General features: G+C 56.6%; 11 protein-coding genes. 7 read left to right on the forward strand and 4 right to left on the reverse strand.

Translation table 11 applies throughout. The features are described from left to right. Nucleotides 1-273 precede the first annotated feature (273 nt). Both ABIB90_RS36980 and ABIB90_RS36985 read left to right on the forward strand, forming a co-directional pair. Nucleotides 274-564, forward strand: a complete 291-nt coding sequence (locus tag ABIB90_RS36980; protein ID WP_354171082.1) for a hypothetical protein — start codon at nt 274-276, stop codon at nt 562-564. A 701-nt stretch (nt 565-1,265) separates the two neighbouring features. After that, nucleotides 1,266-2,240, forward strand: coding sequence for a class I SAM-dependent methyltransferase (locus ABIB90_RS36985; protein ID WP_354171080.1), 975 nt, complete (start codon nt 1,266-1,268; stop codon nt 2,238-2,240). A gap of 124 nt (nt 2,241-2,364) precedes the next feature. Here the strand turns inward: ABIB90_RS36985 and ABIB90_RS36990 are convergent, their stop codons facing one another. Continuing rightward, entirely contained in the window at nt 2,365-3,237 is an 873-nt protein-coding gene (locus tag ABIB90_RS36990) for a right-handed parallel beta-helix repeat-containing protein (RefSeq protein ID WP_354171078.1), read from the reverse strand. Nucleotides 3,238-3,682: 445 nt separating this feature from the next. On the opposite strand from ABIB90_RS36990, the gene ABIB90_RS36995 reads away from it, so the two are divergent. Next, nucleotides 3,683-4,450, forward strand: a complete 768-nt coding sequence (locus ABIB90_RS36995) for an FkbM family methyltransferase (protein WP_354171076.1) — start codon at nt 3,683-3,685, stop codon at nt 4,448-4,450. 73 nt (nt 4,451-4,523) lie between these two features. On the opposite strand, the gene ABIB90_RS37000 is transcribed toward ABIB90_RS36995, so the two are convergent. Then, the gene (locus ABIB90_RS37000; RefSeq protein ID WP_354171074.1) at nt 4,524-5,633 is read right to left on the reverse strand and encodes a 2OG-Fe(II) oxygenase; all 1,110 of its coding nucleotides are present in this window, start codon (nt 5,631-5,633) and stop codon (nt 4,524-4,526) included. A gap of 384 nt (nt 5,634-6,017) precedes the next feature. Here ABIB90_RS37000 and ABIB90_RS37005 point away from each other — a divergent pair, with 384 nt between their 5' ends. Both ABIB90_RS37005 and ABIB90_RS37010 read left to right on the forward strand, forming a co-directional pair. Continuing rightward, nucleotides 6,018-7,478 (forward strand): glycosyltransferase, encoded by a 1,461-nt coding sequence (locus ABIB90_RS37005; RefSeq protein WP_354171072.1) that lies wholly within the window; start codon nt 6,018-6,020, stop codon nt 7,476-7,478. Next, nucleotides 7,475-8,461: a glycosyltransferase family 2 protein gene (locus ABIB90_RS37010; protein WP_354171070.1), complete on the forward strand. Its 987-nt coding sequence runs from the start codon at nt 7,475-7,477 to the stop codon at nt 8,459-8,461. The genes ABIB90_RS37005 and ABIB90_RS37010 overlap by 4 nt, the downstream gene beginning before the upstream one ends. Before the next feature lie 44 nt (nt 8,462-8,505). Here the strand turns inward: ABIB90_RS37010 and ABIB90_RS37015 are convergent, their stop codons facing one another. After that, on the reverse strand, nt 8,506-9,270 hold the full coding sequence (locus tag ABIB90_RS37015; RefSeq protein WP_354202500.1) for a class I SAM-dependent methyltransferase: 765 nt from the start codon (nt 9,268-9,270) through the stop codon (nt 8,506-8,508). Between the two features lie 9 nt (nt 9,271-9,279). Next, the gene (locus tag ABIB90_RS37020) at nt 9,280-10,641 is read right to left on the reverse strand and encodes a hypothetical protein (RefSeq protein ID WP_354171066.1); all 1,362 of its coding nucleotides are present in this window, start codon (nt 10,639-10,641) and stop codon (nt 9,280-9,282) included. A gap of 572 nt (nt 10,642-11,213) precedes the next feature. On the opposite strand from ABIB90_RS37020, the gene ABIB90_RS37025 reads away from it, so the two are divergent. Both ABIB90_RS37025 and ABIB90_RS37030 read left to right on the forward strand, forming a co-directional pair. Beyond that, complete coding sequence (locus ABIB90_RS37025; RefSeq protein ID WP_354171064.1) at nt 11,214-11,459, forward strand: transposase; 246 nt, start codon at nt 11,214-11,216, stop codon at nt 11,457-11,459. A 158-nt stretch (nt 11,460-11,617) separates the two neighbouring features. Beyond that, nucleotides 11,618-12,466, forward strand: coding sequence for an IS3 family transposase (locus ABIB90_RS37030; RefSeq protein WP_354171062.1), 849 nt, complete (start codon nt 11,618-11,620; stop codon nt 12,464-12,466). Nucleotides 12,467-12,739 lie beyond the last annotated feature (273 nt).

Raw genomic sequence — 12,739 nt, forward strand, 5'->3', positions numbered from 1 at the left:
AGCATTTCTCCTTATGGGTTCAGCAGAAACTGGCACTTCGACTCGCGCTCAAACTTAAATTTGTCCCCGAGCGACATCGGCAGCACCAAAACTGCACTGTAGTAGGTTTGAAAATGGTCGATGGCGGCAGGCTTTTTTGAGACGACACCGCGGCTTGGCTAAGGTCATTTTCCAGCAGCCTTCGCCAAAGTCAGTAATTAAATCAGAAAAACCAGCGCCGAGGCATCGTGCGTTTGACCGCCTCCAGGGCGGCTTAGGATGTCAGGGGCGCCGTTGCTCGACGCCAACAACGTCAATCACGGCCTGCTGCTGCCCATCCTGCGGCACTGTCGCGACGATCAGGACCGTCCACTGCTTGGACCGCCACAAAGCGGTCGCGAAACCGAGGATTTTCTCCGTAACGCCTACCTCGAAATCCCAGCGGCCGCCGAGGCGCTGCGCCAGTACTGGATGCCGACGATACGCACGCGACCGCTGATCATCGCGGACGTGGAAGCTCATACCGGTTACTTTGTTTCAACCGGGCTGCGTTGGACACTCTTGAAAAACCGTCGAGATATCTGATGTTTAAGCAATCGGCGTCAGACCCGTCTGCACGAGATCCTGCCCTGGGCCCGGATACCGCAGGAACACCCGTAGCCGCCCAGGCTGCCTGATCCATAGCTCTTCGCCGCTACGCGCGCTCGAGTCAATTACGCGGTCCATGGCGTATGCTTACTCAAATGACGATAATATGCAATTTCAGCAGGGCGTTGCCCAACCGCGAGCGCGCCGCCAAATCGACTGATGCGACATGTTGCAACCTATCTGATTATTTGATTATGCACCCTGACCCGGCAGAAGCTCCGTCGGACGGGCGCGAGCCTTCAGTGGCCGAGCGGCAATTTCGGCAGAGTGGCTTGCCCGTGACATCATTATTAACATTACCGCGCTAGCCCGGTGTCCTTCCTCAAAGGACGGAGGCCGCTAGCCCCTTGCCAATCCGTTATTAACGAAGCAACCTAATCGTCGCATCCCTGAACTGCCTGTCGGAAGATACCGTGTAGTCGCCGCCAATCAGCTTATTATTATCGACCGCAGCATCGAAAACCGAATCAAACAGACATTTTTGTAGTCATCACAGCGGAGGGGGTCTGTGCACGCAAGTTGACGACCACGCTCGGGCCAAGCAGGTAGTTGTCAGTTCGCGATCCGCGCCGCATAATACTAAACTCTCTTAGGCTGCATGTCCCACGGGTTACACCGGTCGCAGGAAATATTGATCAATGAAGCATTTGCGCGAAACATTATTCAAATTCATCGATATTATTTTGGCTCCGGCCGTGTTGATCCTAGCGCCGCTTGCGTCGGGTTTGGCTCGCCTTCGTCAGCGCGCTCCCCTATCCCGATCTATTCTCGACAAGTTCCAGGTCGCCGTCGTCCGGCATCACTACTATGAACCGATCGTTTTTCCTGGGGATCTAAAACGCGATCTTCGCTTGCCGCGACAAATCACCGGGCTAAATTTGAACGAACAGGGTCAGTTCGACCTGATAAACCAATTTAGATACCGCGATGAACTACTCGCCATTCCCATTAAACAGACGGGTCAAACCAAGTTTGCGTACCATAACCGCTCATTTGAGCCAGGGGATGCCGAATTCCTTTACAACATGATACGCCACTTCAAGCCGCGCCGTATCGTTGAGGTCGGTAGTGGAAATTCGACTCTAATGGCTCGGCTCGCTATCGAAAAAAACGGGAAAGAGGACCGGGACTATAGGTGCGAACATATCTGCATCGAGCCCTTCGAACAGCCGTGGCTTGAATCCATCGGGGTGAATGTCGTGCGCAAAAGAGTTGAATGTTGCCCGACCAGCCATTTTGAAGATCTGGCAGAAAATGACATTCTGTTTATCGACTCATCTCATATTATTCGACCGCAAGGCGACGTCTTGTATGAATACCTGCATCTGCTTGGCTTGCTACGGCCCAATGTGATCGTTCATGTCCATGATATCTTCACGCCCTGCGACTATCCCTCCGAATGGTTGCTGCGTGACCGTTGGATGTGGAACGAGCAATATCTCCTGGAGGCTTTCCTGAGCTTCAATTCATGCTTTGAAGTGATAAGCGCTCTCAATTGGCTTGCTCACAATCATCTAGAAAAGTTGCACGATGCCTGTCCAATTCTGATGAAAGAACCATGGCGAGAACCGGGCTCGTTTTGGTTCCGGCGCAGAGCTGACACCAGCGCATGAGGGACTGGCGCACTGATCAGGAGGAATGCTCTGGACCAAGCATGCCCAACGATATTTCCGCTATCGATGCAACGCAGGTGCCTGCTGATCGAGCAAAGCTTTTGTGCACGCTCTCCGCACGCCCCTATTTCGATCCGAGGTCTCGGCCTGTGATATGATCGACGTTTCCCCGCCACACAGTATTGGTCTTCGTAAATGCTCTATATCCATAACTGCCTTTGCCCAATCGGTTATTTGTGAAGGAAACGCCCGTCACCGGACCGCCGTCGAATTGCGCCGAATTGTAGACCGTGAAGCCGCCGCCCACGAGCAGGTTGTTGTCGACACTGATATTGGAGATCGGCCCCCAATAGTTGTCGATCATGATAGCGGAGACCGATCCATTTTCATTGATGACCGTGTTGTGCTCGATGGTTACGTTGGACACGCCGCCGTCGATCTGGATGCCATCATAATGGGGCGATCCGGCCGCCTTCATGTCGTGGATATAGTTGTTCTGAATGACCGTACTTCCGGAATTGCTGCCCGCTACGTTGATGCCATTTTCAACATTATAGATGTTGTTGCCGACAAACCTGCCCTGGCCATTGATTCCGACGTTGCCGGATGTGCCGCCGAGACCGTTGATTTCGCAATTCTGGACGACCGCCCCCGTCTGTCCGTTAGTATTGACAATCCAGTAGCTGTCGGACGTGACCTTGCAGTTCTCCAGCGTCACATTCGGTGCTTCGATGGTTACAGTGCCCTGAATGTTGAGACCAGAGATCACTGCGCCTGCCTCGCTCACAACTAGCTTGCCCGAAGGCCGCAACGTTACACCCGCCGGCACACCGGTATTTGTTGCATCCGGCCAACTTTCCTTTTCAGACGAACCAGCAGCTGGGACAGCCGCGCCCTTGTCATTCGCTACTGGGTCGGCGGAGACCGGCGCACTTGCAACTCCAGAAATCAGGAGAAATGGGCTACACAGGCAAAACGCCAATTGATGCAAGCGCAATAGGTAACTCGGGCGCCTCATAACGGCCTCCGGTGCCAGGTCGACTGGCCCGTTTCACCCTTAACCCCTGCCAGCACGCCCCCCAAGCGTCGCAAGGAAGCTTCCCGGGCGTGATGCGTCAGGAGCCGAAGCGTGACTTCCGCGATACTCTTCGTACCCACCACCGCCGCCTCCGGTGCCCGGAACAAGGAAATGCTTCGCATGATAATCGTTTTCCGCCGCCGCCTCGCAGGCGATAATTAATAACCTCGTCACCAAGATGACGCGGCAGAGACCCTTAGATCCGTCCCGCCGACTAATGGTCATCGGCCGCCGCTTGCTCTCGCTAATATTCGCCTACATTACCGCTAGCTACAAGCCCGAAACGTATTGGCAAATCATAATCTCCCCTTTTGTTTGAGCGCCCCCGACATTATCATCAATTAAATATTGCCGCCGGACCGAAATGATGAATGCAAAGGCGCTCGCACGCTTCCTCTATGCCAGCATTCCCGGCCTGGCCGCGGTCAGGTTCGCTGCAAAGGACTTCACTGCCCCCTACTTCGCGAAGCCCGAATTTGGAGGCATTCCCGGACTCTCGCTCGGTAATGGTCTAATCGTGGATATCGGGGCCAACCGCGGCCAGAGCATCGAAGCATTCAAGCGGCTCGCTCCAGCGTCACGGATAGTTGCTTTCGAACCCGAGCCTCAATGCGCTACCCACCTTGAAGCACGATACGGTCACGACTCAAGGGTCACCACATATAGATACGCCCTAGGCGCCGCGTCTGGTGTATTGACCTTCTTTGTCCCGAAGTACGGGCAATGGGACTGCGACGGAATGTCCGCCACCAATTACAAGGACGCCACGGAATGGCTTCGCGATCCTGGCCGCATGCTGATCTTCAATGAAGCGAAGCTTTCGGTCAAGGAACACCCAGTTGAGTGCCGAACCCTGGATTCACTCGCCTTGACCCCTTGCCTCGTCAAAGTGCATGCGCAGGGAGCCGAGTTCGATATCCTGAAAGGCTCTCGGGCGACTATCGAGCAATATCGGCCCGCGCTTATGTTAGCCTTTGCAACGCCCGAAGTTGATACGCTTCTCGGTGGTTGGCACTATCGACCCTACGACTACCGGCAGGGGTACTTTACTCGCGGAATTGCTCCAAGACCGCGGACATTCACCTGGTACCTTACCGAGGACCATTTGAGGCGCGTGCTGGTGCGGGGCTAACCGCTCGATCGCTGGCGACGCCCTCATCACTTCAGTTGACGATACGCCCTTCCACCAAGAAAGGTGGCGCCCGCTAACCGGCGGCGGATTTCTGAGACTCGACCCACTGCTTCCTGAACTCGTCACGCATCTGTTGAGACTGCTCGTCGTAAAAAAAGGACAAGAACGCATAACGACGATTGCGCTTCACCGGCGTTACCTCATGCAACAGCGAGCACGAGAATACGATCGCGTCACCCGGCGAAGCACGATAGGTCTGATGTCCAAATTCGGGGAAGGAAAGATAACCGCCATCGTAACCATCGTTCAGGTTTATCGTTACGGCAAAACGGCGGTGAGCCACGATAGGCGCCGTGTTGTCGCGGTGCGGCCGAAAATATCCGCCCGTTTGCGCATCATAACACCCTACGAGGTATCGCTCGATACGGGTGGTCCGGAATTGAAACGCACGATAGACCATCGGCAACAACCGACGGCCAAGCAACTGCCTTGTCCGGAGCAGCGCCGGTTCGTCGGAGATATGCCAATCAAGCCGTTTTCTGAATTTGGGGTCAAATTGCTCGACGACCGTACCGGCATTCTCTATCGAGCCGATCTCGCGCCCGCCCGCCGCCTCATAGAGCTCGATCAGTTTGTTGCAGAACGCGCGGTCGAATATTTGGGGCACCACCAGCACCGGGGCGCTCTGCAAACCGGCCGGGCCGGCCAAAAGGCCCTCCAGCCGTGACGTGATCCGTCCGGCAAAAGCTGTCGGCTCAGCCATAGGGATGATTTCGATGATCTGCAGGGCGGGACTCAACAGGAAGGCGACTGGCCTTATTGCCATATGGACCGGCCCCGTGACTGAGTCTGCCGAAACATATTGCCGCGCGACAACTCCGCTCGGGTCAAGGAGGAAAAGCTGCCCCGAACCATGCTGCTGCAACCGTCCTTGACTGAAGTCGCTGGGATCGTTGCTGATACCGACCAACAATGCGCGCTTTGCGTCGAACAGATCGTTGCGACGACCAAGCGAGTCCAGCCCTCCAGCGATGCCAGGCCGAGCGGCAGAGCCAAAGAAGAACAGCACAATGTAGCGGCCGGCAAGTTCGTCAAAGGTGGCCGCTTCGGAATCGTTGGTTCCGGTCTTCGCGGAAAACCAAGGGGCGGGTTCGCCGGCACTCAAGGGTGAGACTATCGTCATGTTCTGTCGATCTCGCTGCGCCGGCAGTCATCCTGCCGATAAGGTTACCAACCCACCTACCAATTAAATTGTGTTTCGGAAGTGGCGGCACACTGTATGGTAACAACAACGATATCCAAGTAAGCTTGAACAAGGGCAATGTTAAACCTTCGATGTTTTGACAATGTCGAATTGAATAACTAAACTACTCTCTTCTATCACAACCTAAGCAATTGACTGTATTGCATTTTTCGACCAATTTTAGAGCAGCCAATCGAGTTGCGTGAACAGGGATCTCGCAGGTTATTTGTGGTGAAATCATTCGAAGTGACCAAACGGGGGCCTAGTGTGAGTCCTGGCGACCTATCTTCAACACAGGAACGGCCATCCGCTCGCGACGAAAGTATGACCGACCACACTGCCGACAAGCTGCCGAAGTCGGCGTCTGCGTTCAGTGTCATCATCCCGGCCCATAACGAGGAAAACGTGCTAAGGCGTTGCCTCGACGCTTTATTGGCGGATGCCGACCCCGCTGAACTGGAAGTTATCGTCGCCGCCAATGGCTGCACCGATCGTACCATTGAAATCGCGCGCAGCTACGGCGATCCGGTTCGCGTCGTTGAGATTGTCGAAGCCTCGAAGCACGCTGCCCTCAATGCCGGCGACGCCGCCGCAACTGCCCTTCCCCGCGCATATTTGGACGCAGATATCACGATAGGCGCTGCCGCCATCCGGGCCGTGGCGGCCGAGTTGGAGCGCACCGGCGCCTTGGTTGGAGCGCCGCGGGCCGTGATGGATTTCCAGGGATGTCCAGCCATTGTTCGATCCTTCTACCGCATATGGTGTGAACTGCCCTGGTTCACCGACAATCTCGTTGGCTCCGGCATATACGTGTTATCCGCAGCCGGCCATGCTCGCCTTGGTGCGTTTCCCGATATCACCAATGACGACCAATACGTGCACGACCTGTTCGAGACTCCCGAACGCGTAACTGCGAATTCGCACCAGTTCCTCGTGCGACCGCCGCGCACGTTCGCAGGGCTCATCAAGCGACGTACCCGCACGCTGATCGGACAGCGCGAACTCGATAAACGGTTCGGCCAGTTGCCCGGTCGCGCACGCCGCATGTCCCTTTTCGAACTGCTGCGGCAACGACGAGCGAGCCTATGGGATCTGATGGTCTTTGCCGCCGTAGCGAAGGCAGCAACCTTCGCTGCCGCTTGTAAGGAATTGCGGGGCGATCGTGCGTGGGAGCGTGACGAAACCAGCCGCACCGCTCCCGTGCCCAAGCTGCCGGTAGCAGAGGAGCAGCCAATGCCGGGCATTTTTTTCAAGATGGCCAACGGGGCCAGATCGATGCTGGACCCGATGACGTGGCTGCATTCGTTGCGCATCCTCCATTACTATAATTACTCGCATGTTCGGGAGAAGCGAAAGATGACCATGGGGACCGGCCAGGTCTTCGGGCCCAATGTGTCGATCGCGAACGGAGAGCGAATTAGCCTTGGAAACCGGTGCCACGTCGGCGAGCGGGTTTGCCTCTGGGCGGGCAATGCGACCGGTCGCATAACACTTGGCGATGACGTCATGATCGGACCCGGAGCCGTTGTCACCGCGTCGGATTACGGTTTGGAAGAAGGCACCCCGCCGGCTTTCCAGCCCAAAAACGAGCGTGATGTCGTGATCGGCAACGGTGTATGGATCGGTGCCAACGCAGTTGTTACTGCGGGCGTTACATTAGGGGAAGGCTGCATCGTCGGTGCCGGATCAGTGGTGACACGCGACCTCCCGGCAAACATGATCTGCGGAGGTGTACCTGCCCGTCCGATCAAACCACGTCCGAAACCCGCAGGATCGCTCACTTGACCACCGCGCCCGCCGACGTCGCCGTCCTCATTGTGTCCTATAATACCGAGCATTTGCTCGGTGAATGCCTGCAAACCTTGTACGACCAGCGAGGCTCGCTCAAGCAGCAAGTGATCGTGGTCGATAATGGTTCAGTCGACCGTTCGGTAGATTTGATCCGCTCGCGTTTCCCCGAAGTCGAATTGATCGAAGCTAAAGAAAATCTCGGCTTCGCACGGGGAGTAAACCTTGCTGCGACTCGGGCGAGCGCTGAATTCTTACTCTTACTGAACCCCGATACGGTCGTGCTCGACCGTGCAATCGAGCGCTTGGTGCAATTCGCCCGCCTGCGTCCAGGGCACGGGCTATACGGTGGGCGTGCCGTGAAGCGCGACGGTACGCTCGAACTGTCCTCCTGCTGGGCGCTCCCTACGGTCTGGAGCATGACCTGCTTCGCTCTCGGCCTAACCACGGCCTTTCGTCACTCACCGTGGTTCGATCCCGAGTCCATGGCCGACTGGCGTCGCGATACCGTTCGAGAGGTCGGCATCGTCACCGGCTGTCTACTACTGGCACCCCACAATGTCTGGCAAGAGCTAAATGGCTTCGACGAGCGTTACTTCATGTATGGCGAGGATGCCGATCTCGCCTTTCGCGCTCGCCGGGCCGGGTTTCGGCCTATCATTTGCCCCGAATCCTGCATCGTGCACGACGTCGGCAAGGCTTCCGCGACCCGGGCCGACAAGCTGCTATTGCTTTTCAAGGGCAAGGCGACGCTTATGCGCGACCATTTCTCCGGTTGGCGTCAACATCTCGTTCTCCTGGAACTTATCGCAGGCGTGGGCTTACGTGCCCTACTCGCCAAAGTCGGACCGAGGTCAAATCAGCCAAAGGCCGATGGCTGGGCCACGCTCTGGTCCGAGCGCCGAGAATGGATCCGGGGCTACTCTCCGAGGATCAACGCAGACACAAGGCCGGCCACCGGCAAACTGGGCGAGACCTAGTCTAGCGCGCGCCCCGCTCTATTTGCGTACTGCGGCGCTCGCGCTTAGGCCGTTTTCTGCAACACCACGTGGTAGTCGCCATGTGCAAGCTTAAACCGGTTAAACGTCAGCGCGTTCATCAGGCCCACTGCCGCCGTCACCAGCGAGCCGATGAAAGGCCTCGTCTGCCGCAGGGTCGCATAATTGCTTCCAATATACAAATTGAAATAGATCGGTTTGAAGCCGGCCTGTTCACAAAACTTCAACAGCGCTTTTGGTGAGACGATGGGGTGATAAAAGGTCTTGAACGGCAGGTGACCCGGCTTGCCCGCGTTCTTGTGTCGCAAGATGGCGCGATAGAACCAGACGTGAAACCAGTGCGGCGAATACTTTGTCACAAGACCAAAGAATGATCGGGGATTTGGAGCACCAATAAAAACAAGACCTCCCGGCGCAAGGGCGTGATGAAACTGTTTGATCGCCTGATCGACTGCCGGCAAATGTTCAATGACGTTGTAGCAGACCACGAGATCGAAACTGTTGGGAGGGAACACATAGGTCTGTATATCGCCGAGAATCTTATTGTTGGCGTAGCTATTGTGGCGAAGCTGGACTTCGTCGATGTCAACGACAGAAATAGTAGGCTTGTTCATCGATGATAACGGCAATACCGATAGCGATCCGCCGCCGGCCTCGTAAATCCGGACGGACTTTCCGCGACACTTGTCGGCGATAAACTCGCGCACTTCGCGCAACGCAACATCGGGCGAGTCACCTTCTCGAACGCTGGTGACGACATTCATCTTATCCAGTTTCTCAGCAATCATCATGCTCTCCAGTTAAGCTTGTGCGGGTGAGCGGTATCGGCCATTCGCACTTTCATTCGGCATTGATCGAGAATACCTAACTGGTTGAGCGGCGGCGCCCATCGAATATTCTCGAAGCGAAGCGCGTATGCCGATGCATACCCCCCAAAAAATCCACATGTAGTTCCAATAATGAACGGTAAGCCCGATAAACATGAACATCACCAGGATGAGAGAGAATGCAGTGCTCATCTTGGTCATGTACGGATCTCCGGTCCGATTCCTGGAATTTTTGACCGGCAACACCGAAGTTACATTTGCCAGGAATAGAAATACAATCACCGGGAGTCCGTACCTCAAGGACAACGCGAGCCAGACACAATCGATAGAATGTAATTCGACTGTACCGAAGTCGAAAAACGCATATCCGGTCCATGGTGATTGAGATATCTGGAAGAATGCCGAGTTCCACTCAAGAAGGCGAAAATATCCCGATTCAGGCTCCAACGTCAGGTGCGAAAGAATCCAGCCCAGCGGATTATTGATGACACCCATCACCGCCAGCACGAATATCGCCAAGACGATCCAGCACACCCACCATCGCCACGGAAATTGCTTCGTCAATGCACCGTACGAGTACGTGCCTAACATGATCGCGAATCCCATCAGGCTGGATGACGACAGCGACAGCATAACGCCGAAGAAACAGAACCCAACCCACAAGATGCGCCTGACTACGTTGGTCTCGGAGTAGAGCAGCATCGCCGCGACCACCGCGCAGAATGCGCCAAACAATATCGCATGATCGAATGTGGAGGCGGCTCGTATAGTCCCCATCCTGGCCTGGTTTACGATCGCTGGAACGCCCAGGAGCGAGCTGAAGAGACCGTGGGTGACCAGTCGTCCAGAGGCGAAGTCTGCCATCGCGAGCACAATCGCGGCTAACGTGAATACTTTCAGCACGCTCAAGAAGCCTTGCAGGCCGTTGGGACCAAAAAAATATGCGCGCGCCACCATATAGCCGCCAATAATCTCGATGGCTTGCGCGCCCGCCGAAGACAGCGCTTCCGAGCCATTTACATAAACAGCTGCGGCCACAATCCACATTGCCGTAGCCCACACGAAAAGATCGGACAACACGAACCGACGAGTTCGCCCAAACAACATGAAAAGCGCAGGAAGAACGAGCGGGATGATGGCCAACCGTGCGACCGTGAATTTGGCGCCGGCGATATAAACCTGAACTTCGGCTGCAGGGATAATGAGGCCGATCAGAACCAACCAGACGACGAGCGTGTTCGCACGGCTCGATTGCGGATTCGACGCGGCGATCACCATGTCGGCGCTACGATGATACGCCGATTGCGATGAAACCCCGTAAATGCCGCGGCTCACCAACCACTCCCTGCCTTAAATGGACTTACCGATCTGCTCATTCGGCGGCCGATGGCTGAGGCCGATCGCCTGCTCGCACCCGACGGAAGAAGCTGACCTATTCTGCGATGAACCCAGCTCGAGATGATCGAAGCCAGGGCCCCAGCAGGCCGAAACCAGTCTATCCTGGATGGTCACGCACACCTCTTTTGCCGTTACGATTGGCCACTGCAGGGCAGGGTCGGACCCCGATATCAAAATAAAAACTAAGCCATTTAATACATGATAACAACAATTAAATAAATTAACCCGAAAAATATTTCGCGTTAGCCTTGGCAAGTCGCTCCCGTATTCACCGCGCTACGGCAAGCCCCGCCTGGTTCCATGTGCCGGATTTACCGCCCAGCTTGGTACGTTCGATGGTTTTTCGATTTGGGAAATGGTCCACGCAAGCTTGGGCGCTCCCAGAGCCGCAGTGTTCGACGATACAGTCTCGCCGAAGGCGTCTGCGACATTTTGAAGTGGACCCCGAAAATCGGACCGGTTGACTAAGTGGATTTTGGGCCGTTCCGTCGCAACAGACGGAGCGGAGAATGACGCAGAGGACGAGACGGAAGATTGACGCGGCGCTGAAGGCGAAGATCGCGCTGGAGGCGTTGCGCGAGCATGCGACGGTGGCTGATCTGGCGCAGCGTTACCAGGTTCATCCGAACCAGATTTATGCCTGGAAGAAGCAGCTGCTGGAGCAGGCTACGCGGGCCTTTGAAGCGGCAGCGGCGATGCCGGAGCCGGCTACGGGCGCGAGATCGAGAAGCTGCACGCCAAGATCGGCCAGTTGATTGTGGAGCGGGATTTTTTAGCGAAGAGGTCCGGAAGATGAGCACCCCGGACCGCCGCGCGCTCGTTGACCGCGGCCATAGTGAACTGTCGGTTCGCCGGCAGTGCCAGCTGCTCGGACTCGCCCGCTCCGGCATCTATCGGCTGCGACCTGCCTTGAATGATGATGACGATCCGGCGCTGTTCCGGCGGATCGACGAGCTGTTCACACCTGGCCGTTTTTGGCTTCCGGCGGATGACGGCGATGCTGCGGGCCGAGGTCCATGCGGATCAACCGCAAACGGGTGCAGCGGCTGATGCGCACTATCGGGATTGCGGCGCTCGGGCCGAAGCCGCGCACCACGAAGCCGGCGCCGGAGCACAAGATTTTCCCTCTCTGCTGCGCGGTCTTGCGATCGAGCGGCCGAACCAGGTCTGGTGTGCGGACATCACGTATATCCCGATCGGCCGCGGCTTCCTCTATCTCGTGGCGATCATAGACTGGGCGAGCCGGGCGGTGCTGGCGTGGCGGCTGTCGAACACCATGGACGTCTCGTTCTGCCGCGACGCGCTCGAGGAGGCGCTCGTTCGCTTCGGCATCCCGGAGATCTTCAACACCGACCAGGGTAGCCAGTTCACCAGCGCGGCCTTCACCGGCATGCTGGCGGCAGCCGGCATTCGCATCTCGATGGACGGTCGTGGCCGTTGGATGGACAATGTGTTCATCGAGCGACTATGGCGCTCGCTCAAGCATGAGGATATCTACCTCAAAGGCTACGCCGACGGCCGCGAGGCTCATGCCGGGGTCGCTTCATGGCTCGCGTTTTACAACACCGTGCGCCCCCACCAAGCCCTGGCCACGCCGATGACGGTGTGGCACGAAGGCATGGCCGCCGGGTCTGGCTGTGGACATGACGCTGCGCTTGGACAACGCTGCCGCGTCGCCCACATGCCCACAGCCGCAACAACAGCAGACGGCGCTGTTCGCAGCGTGATATCAGGAGATCGGAGCGGCCAAGAATCCAACTAACAGATTGGTCCCCCGGGCCCCGCGGATGGGGTCCACTTCAATTTTGAACGGACGGCGGCTATGTTTCATTTGATGTTTTTGTGGCGACTTTTACGGATTTTGGTCGTTCGCGAATGGGAATACTCGTGGTATCGCGGAGCGGTTCGGGTTTGTGGCGAAGGCCATCCGCACCGCAGTCCCTGAGCGACCCGAGACATAGGTGACAGTTCGTACCGGACACATGGGTTACACTTTCCGCTTTTGTTCTGCGGGAGGTGTAGATGCCGTGGAAAG

Source organism: Bradyrhizobium sp. JR4.1 (assembly GCF_040548605.1).
Classification (GTDB): domain Bacteria; phylum Pseudomonadota; class Alphaproteobacteria; order Rhizobiales; family Xanthobacteraceae; genus Bradyrhizobium; species Bradyrhizobium canariense.